Source organism: Paenibacillus sp. GCM10012306 (genome assembly GCF_042649265.1).
Classification (GTDB): domain Bacteria; phylum Bacillota; class Bacilli; order Paenibacillales; family Paenibacillaceae; genus Paenibacillus_AQ.
In genome coordinates this window covers 528,813-545,455 of record NZ_JBHRYW010000003.1, presented here as the reverse complement: position 1 = coordinate 545,455, position 16,643 = coordinate 528,813, and the positions used below count along the sequence as shown (strand labels likewise).

Genomic DNA, 16,643 nt, shown 5'->3' with positions numbered 1-16,643 from the left:
CTCCAGTGTTCATCTAACTCTAAGTGACTCCCTATTAGCGATGTCCCTAACGTCTCTAATTCTGACATTGGTACTGTATAATGCCGAATCACTGGTCACCTTGAATGACGGGTATGTCGGGTCTGCTTCTAGCTTCAGTACATTGTCGAACAAGCTTTCCTGCTGCCTGTCGATCAGAAATGTGAAGTTTTTTACCGTAACCGTAATGTCAGTGTCAAGCGGTTGCTCAAGAATATCGATGGCCAACACCCCGTTGCATCCGCAATTTTCGGTATCATAAAAAAGCTTAAAAAAACCGGGATGTCCTGCCAGACTTTCCGTTAGTTTCTCTTCCGTGTAAGCATCTATTAGAATGATCATATTCTGGCCTCCTCTTGAGACACACGTACCAGAATGCGGCCACAAGTATTAGATTTCAAAATATCAGAGAGCGCTTCAGGCAGTTCCTGCAGAGTGACCTCACGATCCACCATCGCTTCCAATTGTTCCGGCTTTAAATCTTGCGCCATAAGTTTCCACAGATTAACTCTCCGCTCTGCAGAGCAATAAACAGAATCGATACCTAATAGATTGACTCTCCGTAAAATGAACGGCAACACGGTTGTCGGCACCTCTGTTCCTCCCGTCAAGCCGCTAACAGCAACAGAACCTCCATACGTGCTTTTGCTCAGAATGGCAGCGAGCATATGACCACCGACAGAGTCAACTGCGGCTTGCCATACCTGTGTATTGAGCGGCTTACCGCTGTTCTCCAAAACATCCTCGCGAGAAATAACCTCACTTGCTCCGAGTGACTTCAAGTATTCTATAGCATCCAGCTTTCCTGTGCTAGCAACAACTTCATAGCCTTTCTTATTCAGCATGGATACAGCTGCACTGCCAACACCACCAGTTGCTCCTGTAATCAAAATCTTACCTCTCTCTGGAGACACTCCGTTATCTTCCAAGCGCATGATGGATAAAGCCGCAGTAAACCCAGCCGTACCGTAGATCATAGCTTCTTTTAAGGTCAATCCGGCTGGAAGCGGCACAACCCAATCACTTGGAACACGCGCATATTCACTAAATCCGCCGTAGTGTGATACCCCTAATCCATAACCAGTGACCAACACCCGCTGACCCTTATGAAATCTAGGGTCAGCGGAGGAAACTACATAACCAGACAAATCAATGCCTGGGATAAAAGGATACGACCTGACAATCTTCCCATCCGGAATACTTGCTAAACCGTCTTTATAATTTACGCTGGAATATGCTACTTTAATCAGCACACCTCCCGCCGGCAATTGCTCGAACGAGACATTTTTGATACCGACGGAGAAAGTGTCGTTGTTATCGACGACTAAAGCTTGAAATGTCTTTCCCATTCCCATGAAATCGTCTCCTTTATACTTCCACCTCACAACTTACCGGTTAAAAATTGTGCCTCGCCCAGACCAAAACTCCAATCCGCACTTGTATTTTCTACGATATTTATCATCAAATCACTTGGAGCGATACCACATTCAGCTTCTAGCCGTTTGGAAAGTAAGAAATAGAAATTTTGTTTCTTCTCATTTGGTCGGGCTTTGCTTACAACGGATAGAACAACCACATTATTTGTACGGTTAAATCCTAGACCCGTATCTTCAATAATCATATGCTCTACGGGGTGTTCATGAACAATTTGGTACCGATCCCGCTCAGGAACGTCGAATACCTCTACGACTACAGTATGAGCAACATCTAAAAGCTTTTTCAGTTCTGCTTTATCGCGCCCTTCAATAAGATCAAAACGAAGTAACGGCATAGTTGTTATCTCCTTTTTAATTGAATCATTAACTAGCGGAAGTTCTTGTGTACGATACTTGCTTGCTCGATGATTTGTTTGACGATTGTTTCTGCAGGTTGCTTACTGGCTAACCTAAGACCCTGTCCTGCCCACAGCGACATATACTCAGGGTCATTCGCTTTTGCGGCTGCCTGTCGAAGTTCTCGCGTTAATGCATTTTGAATGGGGTAGGCAGGGATTGTTCCGGAATATTGGTGCATGTCATTCATAAACTTTGTTACAATCCCTCTTGCTGCTTTTCCCGAGTATGCCCATGTAATTTCAGTGGAGTCCTCATTGGATGAGAGGATCTTCTGTTTGTACGTATGATGAGCACCGCTCTCTGGACACGCCAGAAATGCAGTTCCCATCTGTACAGCTCCAGCCCCTAATGCGAGACTTGCAACAAGTCCCCTACCATCCATGATGCCCCCCGATGCGATGACCGGAACCGACACGTAATCCACAATCTGTGGAACAAGGGCCATGGTACCGATCAGGGATTCAGAGACATTTTTTAAAAATGTGCCGCGATGCCCTCCTGCTTCATATCCCTGAGCTACGATTGCATTTACACCAGCGAGCTCTAAATGTCTAGCTTCTTCAACTGTTGTTGCAGTGCCTATTACGACTGTCCCCTGCTGCTTCATGGCTTGAATCACATCTTGTGCGGGTATACCAAAAGTAAAGCTAAATACCGGAACCTTCTCTTCAAGCAATACTTGCACCTGCTCATCAAACGATACCAAAGTCTTAGGGGTCACTGGATTTTGAGTAATTCCATATCTGACATGGTATTTATTGAGTTGATCCATCATTTGAACGACTGCTTCTTCACATTCTTCCGGTTGCTCAGGCACAAACAAATTTACACCGAAAGGCTTATCTGTTCGTTCTCTGATCTTGTGGATCGTACTTCGGATCTGTTCCGGCGTTAAGTATCCAGCTCCTAGATTGCCCAAGCCTCCAGCATTCGAAACAGCTGCTACTAACTCAGGCGTTGTGGGACCACCTGCCATCGGTGCTTGAAATATTGGATACCTAATTTTAAGCGTACGTGTTAACTCCGTTTCAAACACTGATGAACGCCTCCTGTTATCGAGAAATATTTCTTTATCGCGGCAACCATTCAGCTTTATCACTACCAAGCGCCGGAGTAGTTCTAGACCACTGAGGAGGAGTCTCGCTCATTCGAATCACGGGTCCTAAGCTTTTTAAATCTCCGTAGGAGGTATTATTATCGTATACAGCATACGCTTCAAACTCTTCTGGAGTCAATTGTCCTGGGGCATCAGTAAAGTGTTCCAATAATCCTTGTCTCTGAATGAGCATTGCTGATTGACTCAATGAGACCTGCACTCTGTAGGATCCCCCTTCCTTGGCACGACGTGCTAATGCAACCATTGCACCGAATGTGCCGAGGAAACCGGTAAGAAAATCACACAGATACACGGGCGTTAACTTAGGCTGACCAGCCTCTATTGCATTACCTTGAGTATAGCTGACACCAGTCACTGCTTGAGCCACCTGATCCCACCCAGCGCGTGAAGCAAAAGGTCCTCCAGAACCAAAACAATTCACAGTCACATACACCAAGCCTGGACGAAGTTGTGCAAGTTCCTCAGCCCCAAAACCGTGAGCTTCAAGACTATGAGGACGATATCCTTCGATGAATACATCAGCTTCTTGTACTAATTCTCTAAGTCTCGCTGCTTCATCAGCTTTAGTAAAGTCTAGGAAACAACTGCGCTTCCCATGGCTTGTATCCCGAACGAAACCTGCTACTTGTGGTAGATCGGGAGCTGTGACCATTAGCACATCCGCACCATGCTCGGCCATTCCAATTCCCGCAGTAGGACCGGCCAAGATACGGGTTAAGTCTAACACCCTAAGTCCAGATAACGGCTCAGAGCCATCGCTGGGAAGTGGTTCCGGTTCCCCATCAGCGATTTTGGTGATTTCGACCACAGGACGTGTAGCCAGATATGCACCGTGAGGATGCTTAAGCCACTCTTCTGGAGTACGAACAATTCCTCCACAGGCATTTGCGGCAGCTATAGCTTCTTCAAGATCGTCAGCATTCCACTGGCTTACGGCTTTAGCAACAGATTCCGGTGTAGGCTCACATTTCAATACATCCAGTACCCGTCGTTCAAGATGTGGGAGGTTGAAGTGTGGTACGAACCAGCGTCCATCCGCCGTTTTCCAGGGCTGAGTTAGCGCAACCATGTGCTCCACATCATCCGATATGGAAATCGGTTGATACTGACCATCGGCATTGCGACGTTGAGTCATATCTTCTCCCCCGAGGCATGTAGCCGCGGCAGCTCTCACATTGATATCGATAGCTTGTCTTCTGCCGGTTCGAAGCTCCCATAAATCATTGGCGGCAACAGCTCGCGCAGCTAATGCATCAGCTATTGTTTCCCCGATACGAAATGGAGTTTCAAACAAAGGATCTTCCCCGGTGAAGGTAACTTCCTTCTCTGAAAGTTTGCCCCCATCTCGAATGGCCATCAGTTCCTCAAATGCATCTGTTTTTCCTACCTTTGTACTCATGTGGGTCCACTCCTTGGATATAATATGATTTATTTCCTTTAGCAATTATTCGTTTAATTGCTTCCTAGGAATATTATAAATCTGATATAATATCTAGTAAAATGATGGTTTTTGCTGTTTGGCATCATTATTTTTAATATCTAGGTTGATTAGGGAGAGAAAGAAATGAATCTCGAAGATCTGCGTGTCTTTAAAGAAGTTGCTAAAGAAGGTAATATTTCAAAAACAGCTGAGAACTTAAAATTTGTTCAATCTAATGTAACGGCAAAAATGAAACGACTTGAAGAATTCTATGGAAATAAACTGTTTTATCGGCACAGATATGGTGTCACACTGACTTCTCCAGGTAAGATCCTCTTGTCTTACGCCGAACAAGTTCTACTATTGATGGACGAAGCGGAAAAAACATTGAAAAGCACAGAATTCCCAAGCGGAACATTATCTATCGGTTCTATGGAGACTACTGTTGCTACACGGTTACCCCATGTTTTATCGACGTATCACGAAGAGTGTCCTCAGGTGGAGTTATCTCTTCGAACCGGAACCACAGAAGACCTTATCAAAGCAGCATTGAATCGTGAGATCGATGGAGCCTTTGTTGCCGGGGAAGTCAATCATTCGGAGTTAATGGCAATAGAGGTTTTTGAGGAAGAGCTGGTCATCATTGCGAAGAAAAACATTTTATCCGATCTAGATTCTGACCAGCTTAAGAATCAAACAACGATCGTATTTGAGTCGGGGTGTTTTTACAGGGACACATTTGAAAAGTGGTTACAATCTAAGGGGATTGGTACATCAAAATTAATGGAACTAAACACATTGGATGGAATGATCGGTTGTGTTAAAGCAGGGTTGGGTATCTCTCTGTTAACCAAATCTGCTGCAGAACATCTTAATCAGGATGAAAATATCAAACAGTTTGCATTGCCAAATGAATACGCTAAGGTGTCAACAAAGTTCGTTTACCATAAAGATATTGCTAAGACGAGCGCATTCCGGGAGTTTATTAGGGTGTTAGGTCTTTTGGATGTAAAAGTATGATCTTTGATACTGGGATTATGAGGAACCATCAAAGATTATTAACGGAAATAGAAAAGGCCCATGGCGTATAACACCATGGGCCTTCAAATTATCTAGTAGTGCTTGATTGTGTTATCGTCGACGAATTCGATCCGATTGAGCTCCTGTCGGAAGTTACTTTTGAAAATTGCCAAGTATTGTTTTCGCAAGCCATCGCGTTCAGCAAGTTCTTGCTCGTTCAAGCCGCTGGATTTGCTTTTCGGGACAGTTCATTAATCCTGTTAATTAAATTCTCCATGTCCACTCTCCCTTCCCCCCTGTTCACAGCTTGGTTAGAATAGGTCTGCAAGCAGCTCAAACGAGCGCAATCTTGCCTGATCGTCATAAATCATGGCTGCTGCAATCAACTCATCGGCTCTTGTCTGTTCAACGATAGCCTCAAGCTTGCGCCGCACCGTTTCTGGACTGCCAACCGCGGAATAGCGAAGCATTCTGCCTTGGACTACCGCCTTTTCCTGCGCATTCCACATTTCATCCAGCTTGTCAGTCGGTGGCTGCAAGCGACCGTTCCTGCCGCGCAGTACGCTTAAAAATTGCATTTGTTGCGAGGTTGCCAGCCACTCCGCTTCCTCATCCGTAGCAGCGACTACCACATTGACACCAACAATGACATACGGGCTTTCCAGTGCTGCGGAAGGACGGAATTGCCGATGATACAGTTCCAGTGCCTGCAGCAAATAGTCGGGCGCAAAATGACTCGCGAACCCAAACGGCAAGCCCAGTTGACCTGCTAGCTGTGCGCTGAAGTCACTGGAGCCGAGCAAAATAATTGGAATATCCAAGCCTTCGCCGGGCACGGCTCTGACGCCAGGTGCCGCGCCGCCAAGCGCTGGATTGAAATAGGAACGAAGCTCATTCAGCTGTAGGGGGAAATCGTTACTGTTGATAGATAAGCCTCTGCTAAGTGCGCGTATGGCCGAAGAATCAGCACCTGTCGCGCGACCGAGTCCAAGATCTATACGTCCCGGGAACATTGATTCCAGCGTACCAAATTGCTCAGCAATCGCCAGCGGAGCATGGTTAGGCAGCATGATGCCTCCCGAACCTACGCGAATTTTGGTTGTATTGGCAGCGATCTGCCCAATAATCAATGAAGTAGCCGAACTGGCTACACCTAGTGAATTGTGATGCTCGGCCAGCCAATAGCGGTGGTAACCCCACTTCTCCGCATGCTGTGCCAAATCAACGGAATTGCGAAAAGAATCGGCAGGCGTCTTGCCCTCTATTACCGGCGCCAAATCAAGGATCGATAAACGTGTGCTGCGGGTTGTCATAGGTTGTAAAACCTCCTTATTTCTGGTGTACATTGCGTGATATACGCTCAATAAAGTCGGTCAGTGCCTGAATTTCGGCGTCAGAAAAATCATCAGTCATCTTCTGGTAAAATTCCTCACTGCGCTGCCACAGCTCTTTCAGCTCTGTTTCACCCAGCTTGGTCAGTGAAAGCAGCGTAATCCGCTTGTCGGCTTCGCTCTTGCGCGTTGTAATCAATTCCTGCTGCTTCAGCTGCTGTAAATGCCTTGTAATGGCAGCAGCATCCAGACCAATCAACGCTTGCAAATCAGGTTGGCTAAGCTCACCACGATCATGAATGTAGTCTAGTATTTCGAGCTTGGTGCAGCTCGTGTTAACTTGTGCGCTAAAGGCTTGGTTCATTTCTTTATTCAATACATGCAAGCGATAAAACGCCTTTTCCCGGTCAGAACATTTCCTAACGATATTATCACCTCATTAATCATTGATACATCAATTGATATATCAAGGATTATAGCTAACCTATATTAGAAATGCAACCCTACATTGAAAGAACGGTCAGATTAAGTCTGACTACAATGTACGAATGGATAATTTTGGGTAGATTTTCACATAGATAAGTGGTACATTATTTTGGGATCAATAGCACAGGTGTTCGTGTTCGATATGTGTTATTGGCATCACGGGCAAGTCGGGACATACATTTTGTCTCATCTTATTTATATTTGGGAGGGTATCGACATGGCTAACAATTCTGCTTATCGAACAAACATTATAGGTGCTGGTGAGGTTGGTAGCGCTATCTCGGTTGACATGGATAGGGATTCTATTCATAAAACGAACAGTGTTTTTTGGGACACACAAGGAAATGACGTCATAGGAGCAACCGCGCTCCCTCTCTATGGAGCATTTGTCACAGAAGAAAAACTCCAGCTTTTCGGTGATGTTTCAGGGAAAAAAGTGCTGGAGATCGGCTGTGGAAGCGGACATTCCTTACACTATCTGGGGGAACGGGGAGCATCTGAGCTATGGGGTACAGATATCTCAGAACGACAAATCGAAAAGGCGGCGCAATATTTAGAGGCCTCCGGTCTTTCAGCAGAGTTTATCTGTTCTCCTATGGAAGAAGAATGTGGCATACCCGTGGCTTATTTTGACTTTGTTTATTCCGTTTATGCCATAGGCTGGACCACTGATCTTGAGGGTACTTTTAGCCGGATTGCTTCTTATCTTAAACAAGACGGTATGTTTATTTTCAGCTGGTCTCACCCTATACATAAATGTGTTGCTGCAGAAAATGATATGCTTGCTTTTAAAAAATGTTATTTCGATGAATCTTGGTATTCGGTATCTCTTGGTGAGGGTGAAATAACCTTATCGGATCGCAAACTATCAACCTATGTGAATGCGCTGGCAAAAGCGGGATTTGTCATAGAGGAAATGATTGAGGAATCCGATGAAGATATTTTGCAATCGCATGATGAAAGCAGTGATTTTGCCAAAAAAGCAAAGATGCTCCCTGTAACGTTTGTAATCAAAGCGAAAAAACGATAGGGACATAAATAATTTAATACAAAAGCGTAAAAGAAAACCCGCGCGGGGCGCGGGTTCTTTTGAAACTATGTTCTTGTCTTCTGATATATTCTAGCTCGGCCTTCCTCACAATACAGCTGATGTACCCCCGTCTATATTCACGGCAGTTCCTGTCACGTAGGAGGCAGCTCCCGACACCAGAAAAGCAATCACTTTCGCTGCTTCTTCCGTCTGACCTATTCGCTTTAATGGAATACCATGGCGCGGGTTGGACGCGAACTCCTCCCAACTTTGCTCTGGTGCTGAAGCCTGCCACATCCGCTCAATCTGATCACTACGAATCAGACCGATACACACGGCGTTAACACGAATATTATCCCCGGCAAGGTCCTTGCTCATGGCCTTCGTAAGCGCAAGTCCTGCAGCCCGGCTGACTGATGTCGGCAAAGACGACGCAGATGGCGTCTTTCCCTGAATCGCTGTCACATTCAGAATGGCACCGCCACCTCTTCGACGCATATGAGGAACTGCTGCCTTTGAACTTTGGACGGGTCCTAACAATTTCAAATCCAAATCTGTTGCCCAGCTTTCGGCACTGGTCTCTTCAAACGGCTTCGCCGCAGATCTTCCGGCATTGTTGACCAAAATATCCAATCCACCGAAATGCTGTGCAGTCTGTTCTACCGCACCACGGGCCTCTGCTTCTACAGAAATATCTGCGGAGATGACAAGTGCATCTGCTCCTGTAGTTTCTTTAATATGTTGGGCCGCAGCTTGAAGCGCCTCTACGTTACGAGCAACGATCGCCACCTTTGCGCCTTCCGCTGCTAAGATTACTGCTGTCTCAAGTCCAATTCCTTTGCTGCCGCCTGTAATTAGTGCAACTTTATCCTTTAATCCTAAATCCATTTATAGTTCCTCCCTATCTGTCTAAATAAACATCCACTTAAAGCTCTTTATGTGCGTTTAATTTTACTGTCTAATTTTTCTTTTATTTTCATCATCGAATTAAGAATTTCATTAACCTCACTATCACTCAGTCCATTGTACAATTGATCAATTTGTTTATCAGACTGCCTATGAATTTCACCTAATATTTCCTCACCTTTTTTTGTTAACAAGAGAAAGCTTTTTCTACTGTCCGTTGTTGAGCTTTTTTTCTCTATTAATTCTTCCCTCTCTAATTTACGTAAAATTCTACTCATATAGCTTCTATCAATATTAAGTTCTTGCACGAGTTGATTCGCTATACAATCAGTCCTCGCACTTATCTCCAATAGCACTCTTGCTTCAGTTAATGAATAATTCGTATCTAAAAGATGATTATTGAACAAACCGAGTATCTTTGTATAAAATCGATTGAATTCTCTGATTTCATAAATCATTTTTTTATCCATCACATGCTCCTTTAGTTGACATAGTCCACATTTAGCATTAACATAATTATATCTTTTAAACGTGGACTAAGTCAACTTTCTAAGTATAAATTACTTGCATTGTATTAACATTTAAATGAAGGAGATCAAATATGAATATTCGAGAAATTAAAGATGAAGACAATGCACAAATCAAAAAAATCATACAAGATTCATTACGATCGCTTGGCTTAGATATTCCTGGGACAGCTTACTTTGACCCTCAACTTAACGACCTTCATCATTATTATAATAATATTAAACACGCAAATTACTGGGTAGTAGAAATGGAAAACGAAGTTGTTGGTGGTATAGGTATAGCACCGTTCAGCGAACATGAACAAGTATGCGAATTGCAAAAGCTCTACTTAACCCCCAAAGCCCAAGGTTTAGGACTTGCCACAAAACTCATGGAGACAGCTTTGTTATTTGCCTCCGATCATTACACAAAGTGCTATTTAGAAACACAGCATGAATTAAAAGCTGCATGCAAACTATATGAGAAATTTGGGTTTACACTTTTACCTGAACCACTGTCAGGTTCTGAGCATTCTGCTATGAATGCGTGGTATATAAAAGCTTTGAAATAATCTGCTAACCTCTAAATTTGAATGAATTATTAAAAAAACAGCGGAATTCCTGAGAGAAAAGAATCCCAGACTTCCGCTGTTTCCTATGAAAGGAAATTAAATTCGACTAATTTTATTGACCCGTAGTTTTTCCTGTCACACTAATGGGCCGTGCTGCCTGTGACAGTAAACCGGCAATGGTTACCGCGATAAGTATAATCATGAGCGCACGAAGCAAACCAACAGACTCCCCTATCACTCCTATTAAAGGTGGTCCGGCGAGTGAAGCTAGATAACCGAGCGTCGATACTACACCCACTCTTGCTGCTACACCGCGTGGATCATCTCCAGCTGCAGACATTCCTACCGGGAAGCCACATGCTGCGCCTATTCCCCAAAACACAACGCCAACAATAGCAAAATGATAGCTTTGGCCAAATATTACAATGAGTAGACCAATAATTGCTGAAATGGATGAAAGTCGCAGGATAGCAACTCTACCAAACCGATTAAGCAAGAAATCGCCTGTTAAACGGAATATTGTCATAGCCGCTACAAATAGACTGTAAGCAATAGAGCCTAGAGCTGGTGTAACATGATACCCATCCACCATTATAAGTGGAATCCAATCATTTGCTGAACCTTCAGCAAAAGCCATGCCAAGGACGATAATTCCAATCAGAATGGTTCGGCGCTCTTTCCAAACGGCCATCCGTTCCTTAGCACTCATTGGCGTTTCTGTAACATCAGCTCCGTTCTCTTTCCCGGTGCCTTCAGGTATGTTCCGCCAGGAATATAAAGCACAAACAATGATAACTACAATAGCAAAACCCATGTGAATTGGAACTGAAATCCCCAGCTTAATTGCACCGGCACCGGCTAATGCACCCAATAACATCCCGAAGCTATAAGCAGCATGAAAGCTGGTCAGAATGGATTTTTGTACAGTTCTTTCAATAGCTGTTCCTTCCACGTTCATGGCGACGCCGCATATCCCATGCCCGAATCCGTATATTGCTAACCCCAGAAACACCGTGATGCTACTGGGCAACCATGATCCGCCTATGCCTACAACGAATATTCCAATACAACTGAGTAACAAACCTGATGCAATAATAAAGAGTCCACCTTTATGAGCAACCAAATGGCTAGCAGACAACAAACCTATAAAGGAGCCTACCGACAAGCCCAAAATAATCCAGCCCATTTGTAATGTAGTAGCACCTAATGCATCCCGAATTGTTGGCGTACGTGAAATCCAGGAGGATATTGCAAAACCCGGCAATGCAAAAATAACGTAGATTGCAAGACGCCATAACCTAATTTGATTAATAGTTAATTTATGATCCATAGTAGTTCTCCTTCATTACCACATGCATTCCCACCGATTACAGATTTCATTCAAGAATATGACAATCCCCTAATATTTCGGGCTTATAACGCATGCTATCTGCTTCGGTAATAGAACGAATCACTTTGCACGGAACACCTGCAGCAAATGAGTTTTCTGGAATGTCACGTGTTACAACGCTCCCTGCACCAATCACGCATCCATCACCAATGGTTACACCTCCACAAACCGTCACATTGGCAGAGAGCCATACATTGTTTCCGATAGTTACGGGCTTTGCATAACATAAGGATTTGATATCTCCATGCTGGTCAATCATCTGTTGACGCTCTGCAGCAATGAAAGGGTGACTCGGGGTGACAATGGTTACATTGGGACCAAACATTGTGTGATTTCCGATCGTAACCTTGGCATCATCCTGCACGGTAAGGTTATAATTGGCGAAGAAATGATCGCCGATCTCGGTATGGACTCCATAATGAAAAAAAATTGGACCCTGCATAAAGCCGTGTTCTCCCTTACGAGCAACCAATTGCCGAAGGATGGCTTCACGTTCTTCAGTCTGCTCCTCGAACGTACTGCTATATTGTTGGCTAAGGTTGTGAGCACGCCGTTTGATCTTTTTTAGTTCAGGGTGGCCAGGACTAAAAAACATGCCTCGAAAAATCCGCTCTTCTTCTGTCATCTATACAACCCCTTGATATAGGTTTGTTTTATCTTCGAACCCAAGTGGGAATATTAAATTTTTGTTCAATTAAACATCATTCAAACAAATCATTAATTGAGCGAATAGGTTTTACTTCTACAGACTCGTTAGATAAGGACAAACATGCATAAGCAGCTCCCCAGATGATTGCACATAAAATAACGTATACCATAGTTTTACCCCCTTGATGATTGTGAATACGCCTGAAGCTGAATCGGTTTATTCTTCAACCACTTAATAAACACACTTTATAAAGACTATGTATTAATATGCTCGATCCCCACCATTTTGTCAAGGATGAAATATAAAAACCTCGGAAATATTATCCGAGGCTTAAGTTAAATCGTAAGTTCAATTTGGATATTCACTAGTCCAATGAAGCAACTTTCGTAGTAACCGTCACCTGCTGTTCGGGGGCCCCTTAGCGTTCTATATCCAGCCTCCGCCAGTTGACAGGTTAACAGATCGACTTTTTCCTTACTGCCCAAACTAAAAGCTAAGTGTGTCAAACCAGTTCTCCAATTCTTTTTTACTACAAGACTTTCAGCAAGTTGTACCAGCTTATCCCACCATGCTTGGATTCAGACAGTCCGTGGTTCACAAATCCTAACTTCTCGTAAAAAGGGACAAGTTCTTCTTTACACGTTAAAGTAATTCCTGATCGTTCATTCTCTAAAGAAATATACTCCATTTTATCAATTAAGTACTTCGCAACCCCTTGATTTCTCGCCTGCTTGGATACTACCAATCCTAAAACACTTTGATAACCTCCTTTCTTTGGATTTTCTTTTATTTTCGTAAAAAGGTCGTCTGTTATATACGGTTGACTAATAATAGGTCCATTAATATAACCAATGATTTGCCCTTCTTGTTCCGCTACAATAAAAGTGTCAGCGATTAATCCAATTCTCTCCACAAAAGCTTCTTTGGTGGCCGCTTCTTCTTTGGAAAAACCTTCATTTTCAATGAAAAGCAGATGCTCCAAATCCGTAAGTTGAACATTCCGTAATGAAATCATTTTTTTGAAATCCCCATTTCGATCAGAACTGATTTAGAATCACTAACTCATTCTATTTTAAATTTGTTATACTCTCATTATTAGGATCTGACAGTTCCATACACAAGCTTTCGGTTAGTATATCAAATGTATATATTCAGTTCCAGAACAAGCTGCTAAGTTAGGTGATTTTAGTAATCACTAATAAATTGTTAAAAGAGGTTGAGAACAAAAGATGGCGAACCAAACGGATGCTAAATCGCTTACTGAAACACAAACCCAGGAGCAACATAAAAGTTCTATTCTTGAAATTCTTGCAGCATCCACAAAACTTGGTTTAACATCATTTGGCGGTCCAATCGCCCACTTAGGTTATTTTCGCGACGAATATGTAAAACGCAGGAAATGGCTCGATGAAAAAAGCTATGCCGACCTGGTCGCCTTGTGTCAGTTCCTTCCGGGACCGGCTAGCAGCCAAGTCGGAATCTCTATCGGTATGATGCGCGGCGGGCTGCTTGGCGGAATCGCTTCATGGATCGGATTTACTTTGCCATCCGCACTAGCATTAATGATCTTCGCATTGGCATTAAACAACTACGATGTAGGCAATGCCGGGTGGCTTCACGGGCTGATGATCGTTGCTGTCGCCGTGGTTGCACAAGCTGTTTGGGGGATGGCCCGAAGCCTCGCCCCTGATCGTACTCGGGGAACGATCTCTATCTTAACCGCTATCCTTACCTTATTATGGCCTTTCGCTTACGGTCAATTGATACTCATTGCCGCTGCTGGACTATTTGGCTTATTTTATTTTAAAAAATCTGAAATTCCGGAAACGCCTGATATTCGTATATCCGTTAGCCGCCGTACAGCGGTTGGTGCTTGGGTTCTGTTCTTCGGATTGTTGATCGGACTACCGCTATTGCGAACAGTGGTTTCTTCCCATTGGCTGGCTGTGTTTGACAGCTTTTATCGTGTTGGTTCGCTTGTCTTTGGTGGCGGCCATGTTGTGCTTCCAATGCTTCAAGCTGAAGTAGTGTCTTCCGGCTGGTTAACGGATTCCCAATTTCTTGCCGGTTATGGTGCAGCCCAAGCTGTACCGGGGCCTTTATTTACCTTCTCTGCTTATTTAGGTACCGTTATGAACGGATGGATCGGCGCTTTGATCGCTCTAATCGCGATGTTTCTCCCGTCCTTTCTGTTGATTACTGGTGCATTACCGTTCTGGGATACGATTCGCCGACGTCCGAACTTTCAATCATGCCTTAAAGGGATTAACGCCGCAGTAGTTGGTATTTTGCTCGCTGCACTATTTAATCCCGTATGGATGAAGGCAATTCAAACGCCTTACGACTTTTGTCTTGCTATCGCAGCGTTCGGTTTACTTATGTTATGGAAGCTTCCCCCTTGGGTGATCGTGTTGTTATCGGCAGCCGGTGGTTCCTTGATCTCTGTTTTTTCCTAAGAAAAGATTTATAGATGCTCTAACAGCATGCAGGTATTTGTCATATGTTATAGATGTGTAATTCAATTTATAACAAAGGATTAATGATTGTTATCACAACTACTGTCGGCAAATTGGTAGGTACTCTGGATGACGTCTTCCTTGATCATGTTGCTCTTGTAGTTGAAGGAAAAAAGCATCACATTCGATTATGTGAAATCGTGTATTTTGAAAAAGCAGAAGAGAAATAAACGACGAACAAGAGCCGGAGTTATCCCACGGCTCTTGTTTTCATATACAAATCATTTTATTGCCTTCCTGTATCTCACCTAATGGGTTTGCGGGTTAGATCAGGTTACTTTATTGAATCTGCTCAATTCTGTATTTACGAAATTCTTTAGGCGTTCTACTCTGATGCTTTTTAAAAGATTGAATAAAATGAGTGACATGATTAAAACCGACATTCTGGGCAATTTGGTGATGTATTATCTTTTATAGGAATGCTATTATTTTCAACCTATATGTTGGCGGGACAAAAAGTAAGCCATAAAATAGACGCAAATATATATAGTGTTATTGTTTTTATCATTGGTGGCGCTGTCTTATTGGTCTATAATGGGCTGAATCAGTATTCCTTGATCGAATACAACTCTAGCGAATGGACCTATTTTTTGTTACTGGCGATATTTCCAACTATTTTTGGACAACATATTTTTAATCTATTGTTAAAATCCGTTGGGGCAACCACAGTCTCAGTAGGGATTATTGGCGAACCTATTCTCGCTATCATTCTTGCTTACTTATTCTTAAGTGAAACAATACCATTCTTCCAACTCGCAGGTGGGTTAATGGTTTTATGCGGGATGGGGATCTATTTTTGGGCAAAATCATTAAACAAAGTGGAATCTATTTAGTAATGTTACCTAATATTCTATGAGGCAGGCGAAGAAAATGAATAAACATGAGATTCTAAGATTACTTGAACAATCAAACATTAGCTATAATATCATTGAGCATCCACCCGTATACACCATTGAAGATATGGATAGCTTTGGAATGCCCCATGCAGATCAGATTGCGAAAAACTTATTTATTCGAGACGATAAAAAGAGAAGTTATTTCTTGCTAACCATTCAAAAGGATAAAACGGTGAACCTTAAAGAATTGCGTAATCTGCTTCATTCAAGACCACTCAGCTTTGCTTCAGAAGATGATCTGTCAAATTACCTGGGCTTAAAAAAAGGAGCAGTTTCCCCTTTCGGTATACTGAACGATACAGATCGAAAAGTCGAGGTCATTATGGATGAGGATTTATTCCCGCTCATCAACATTGGAATCCATCCCAACGAAAATACAGCCACACTCTGGCTTGCACTTGAGGATTTACTAAGTGTTATTAAGAACCACGGGAATACGGTTAGTGTAATTAAAATATAACTCGATATTATGACTGGAGGTTGGGATAGTTGTTAATTGAGTTACGCCCAGCTAACGAAGATGACGGTGAAGACATTTATGAAATGATTGTCGAGTGTCCCCCAAACAACATACTGGTTATTGATTAATTCGAGACCTGTCGGGATTGGTAAGCTTCGCCATTATCTAAATGACGACTTAAGAAGATCAGGAGGACATATCGGCTATACCATTAGACCAAGCGAGAGGGGCAAGGGATACGGGAGGATTATTCTTAATGAATTGATTAAGGCGGCAAAACAGAAGGAAATTAGAGAATTGCTCTTAACCTGTAATGAATTAAACATATCATCAAGAAAGGTTATTGAAGCAAACTCTGGGCGACTTCAAAATTTTGAAAATGGGAAGTGTACATACATTATTTCAGTGGAAATGTGAAAAAGGATTCCATCCTACCAGAATTCAAAAATCCCCTCGAGTTTACAGGAAGAGTTTAGAATCACGCTAACTCT

At 43.1% G+C, this 16,643-nt stretch carries 21 protein-coding genes and 1 pseudogene; 8 read left to right on the top strand and 14 right to left on the bottom strand.

The features are described 5' to 3' along the window. Nucleotides 1-9 precede the first annotated feature (9 nt). From ACFORK_RS09790 to ACFORK_RS09770, 5 genes are read right to left on the bottom strand one after another with little or no spacing between them, the layout of a single operon-like run. Nucleotides 10-360, bottom strand: a complete 351-nt coding sequence (locus tag ACFORK_RS09790; RefSeq protein WP_379198133.1) for an iron-sulfur cluster biosynthesis family protein — start codon at nt 358-360, stop codon at nt 10-12. Further along, complete coding sequence (locus tag ACFORK_RS09785; RefSeq protein ID WP_379198588.1) at nt 357-1,367, bottom strand: acrylyl-CoA reductase family protein; 1,011 nt, start codon at nt 1,365-1,367, stop codon at nt 357-359. Before ACFORK_RS09785 ends, ACFORK_RS09790 begins: the two co-directional genes overlap by 4 nt. Nucleotides 1,368-1,399: 32 nt before the next feature. Next, on the bottom strand, nt 1,400-1,789 hold the full coding sequence (locus tag ACFORK_RS09780) for a tautomerase family protein (protein WP_379198131.1): 390 nt from the start codon (nt 1,787-1,789) through the stop codon (nt 1,400-1,402). Nucleotides 1,790-1,821: 32 nt separating this feature from the next. Then, on the bottom strand, nt 1,822-2,889 hold the full coding sequence (locus tag ACFORK_RS09775) for an NAD(P)H-dependent flavin oxidoreductase (RefSeq protein ID WP_379198129.1): 1,068 nt from the start codon (nt 2,887-2,889) through the stop codon (nt 1,822-1,824). A 34-nt stretch (nt 2,890-2,923) separates the two neighbouring features. Then, nucleotides 2,924-4,414 (bottom strand): CoA transferase, encoded by a 1,491-nt coding sequence (locus tag ACFORK_RS09770; protein WP_379198127.1) that lies wholly within the window; start codon nt 4,412-4,414, stop codon nt 2,924-2,926. Between the two features lie 120 nt (nt 4,415-4,534). Between ACFORK_RS09770 and ACFORK_RS09765 the strand changes: the two genes are divergently transcribed. Beyond that, on the top strand, nt 4,535-5,410 hold the full coding sequence (locus ACFORK_RS09765; RefSeq protein ID WP_379198125.1) for a LysR family transcriptional regulator: 876 nt from the start codon (nt 4,535-4,537) through the stop codon (nt 5,408-5,410). Nucleotides 5,411-5,502: 92 nt separating this feature from the next. Here the strand turns inward: ACFORK_RS09765 and ACFORK_RS09760 are convergent, their stop codons facing one another. The 3 genes from ACFORK_RS09760 to ACFORK_RS09750 form a co-directional block, all read right to left on the bottom strand. Further along, entirely contained in the window at nt 5,503-5,598 is a 96-nt protein-coding gene (locus ACFORK_RS09760; RefSeq protein ID WP_379198586.1) for a hypothetical protein, read from the bottom strand. 123 nt (nt 5,599-5,721) lie between these two features. Continuing rightward, complete coding sequence (locus ACFORK_RS09755) at nt 5,722-6,723, bottom strand: LLM class flavin-dependent oxidoreductase (protein ID WP_379198123.1); 1,002 nt, start codon at nt 6,721-6,723, stop codon at nt 5,722-5,724. Nucleotides 6,724-6,739: 16 nt separating this feature from the next. After that, nucleotides 6,740-7,105 (bottom strand): MarR family winged helix-turn-helix transcriptional regulator, encoded by a 366-nt coding sequence (locus ACFORK_RS09750; RefSeq protein WP_379198121.1) that lies wholly within the window; start codon nt 7,103-7,105, stop codon nt 6,740-6,742. Between the two features lie 339 nt (nt 7,106-7,444). Here ACFORK_RS09750 and ACFORK_RS09745 point away from each other — a divergent pair, with 339 nt between their 5' ends. Further along, complete coding sequence (locus tag ACFORK_RS09745; protein WP_379198119.1) at nt 7,445-8,257, top strand: class I SAM-dependent methyltransferase; 813 nt, start codon at nt 7,445-7,447, stop codon at nt 8,255-8,257. Between the two features lie 105 nt (nt 8,258-8,362). Here ACFORK_RS09745 and ACFORK_RS09740 read toward each other — a convergent pair whose 3' ends face one another. Continuing rightward, nucleotides 8,363-9,145: an SDR family NAD(P)-dependent oxidoreductase gene (locus ACFORK_RS09740; protein ID WP_379198117.1), complete on the bottom strand. Its 783-nt coding sequence runs from the start codon at nt 9,143-9,145 to the stop codon at nt 8,363-8,365. Between the two features lie 47 nt (nt 9,146-9,192). Continuing rightward, nucleotides 9,193-9,633, bottom strand: a complete 441-nt coding sequence (locus ACFORK_RS09735) for a MarR family winged helix-turn-helix transcriptional regulator (RefSeq protein WP_379198115.1) — start codon at nt 9,631-9,633, stop codon at nt 9,193-9,195. 131 nt (nt 9,634-9,764) lie between these two features. Between ACFORK_RS09735 and ACFORK_RS09730 the strand changes: the two genes are divergently transcribed. Then, on the top strand, nt 9,765-10,241 hold the full coding sequence (locus ACFORK_RS09730) for a GNAT family N-acetyltransferase (protein WP_379198113.1): 477 nt from the start codon (nt 9,765-9,767) through the stop codon (nt 10,239-10,241). A 112-nt stretch (nt 10,242-10,353) separates the two neighbouring features. On the opposite strand, the gene ACFORK_RS09725 is transcribed toward ACFORK_RS09730, so the two are convergent. The 3 genes from ACFORK_RS09725 to ACFORK_RS09715 all read right to left on the bottom strand — a co-directional run bounded on the left by ACFORK_RS09725 (nt 10,354) and on the right by ACFORK_RS09715 (nt 13,295). Continuing rightward, nucleotides 10,354-11,571: an MFS transporter gene (locus ACFORK_RS09725; protein ID WP_379198111.1), complete on the bottom strand. Its 1,218-nt coding sequence runs from the start codon at nt 11,569-11,571 to the stop codon at nt 10,354-10,356. Between the two features lie 46 nt (nt 11,572-11,617). After that, nucleotides 11,618-12,256: a sugar O-acetyltransferase gene (locus tag ACFORK_RS09720; RefSeq protein WP_379198109.1), complete on the bottom strand. Its 639-nt coding sequence runs from the start codon at nt 12,254-12,256 to the stop codon at nt 11,618-11,620. Between the two features lie 553 nt (nt 12,257-12,809). Further along, nucleotides 12,810-13,295, bottom strand: coding sequence for a GNAT family N-acetyltransferase (locus tag ACFORK_RS09715; RefSeq protein ID WP_379198107.1), 486 nt, complete (start codon nt 13,293-13,295; stop codon nt 12,810-12,812). A gap of 214 nt (nt 13,296-13,509) precedes the next feature. Here ACFORK_RS09715 and ACFORK_RS09710 point away from each other — a divergent pair, with 214 nt between their 5' ends. Further along, on the top strand, nt 13,510-14,736 hold the full coding sequence (locus tag ACFORK_RS09710) for a chromate transporter (protein ID WP_379198105.1): 1,227 nt from the start codon (nt 13,510-13,512) through the stop codon (nt 14,734-14,736). A gap of 53 nt (nt 14,737-14,789) precedes the next feature. Next, nucleotides 14,790-14,966, top strand: coding sequence for a DUF2642 domain-containing protein (locus ACFORK_RS09705; RefSeq protein WP_379198103.1), 177 nt, complete (start codon nt 14,790-14,792; stop codon nt 14,964-14,966). 109 nt (nt 14,967-15,075) lie between these two features. On the opposite strand, the pseudogene ACFORK_RS09700 reads toward ACFORK_RS09705, so the two are convergent. Then, nucleotides 15,076-15,192: pseudogene (locus tag ACFORK_RS09700) on the bottom strand (AraC family transcriptional regulator); the annotation flags it as partial. A gap of 44 nt (nt 15,193-15,236) precedes the next feature. On the opposite strand from ACFORK_RS09700, the gene ACFORK_RS09695 reads away from it, so the two are divergent. From ACFORK_RS09695 to ACFORK_RS09685, 3 genes are all read left to right on the top strand, one after another. Further along, nucleotides 15,237-15,629 (top strand): EamA family transporter, encoded by a 393-nt coding sequence (locus ACFORK_RS09695; protein WP_379198101.1) that lies wholly within the window; start codon nt 15,237-15,239, stop codon nt 15,627-15,629. 37 nt (nt 15,630-15,666) lie between these two features. After that, nucleotides 15,667-16,152 carry a prolyl-tRNA synthetase associated domain-containing protein gene (locus tag ACFORK_RS09690; protein WP_379198099.1) on the top strand — a complete coding sequence of 162 codons (486 nt, stop codon included), beginning with the start codon at nt 15,667-15,669 and terminating at the stop codon, nt 16,150-16,152. Between the two features lie 87 nt (nt 16,153-16,239). Then, complete coding sequence (locus ACFORK_RS09685; RefSeq protein WP_379198097.1) at nt 16,240-16,569, top strand: GNAT family N-acetyltransferase; 330 nt, start codon at nt 16,240-16,242, stop codon at nt 16,567-16,569. Nucleotides 16,570-16,643 lie beyond the last annotated feature (74 nt).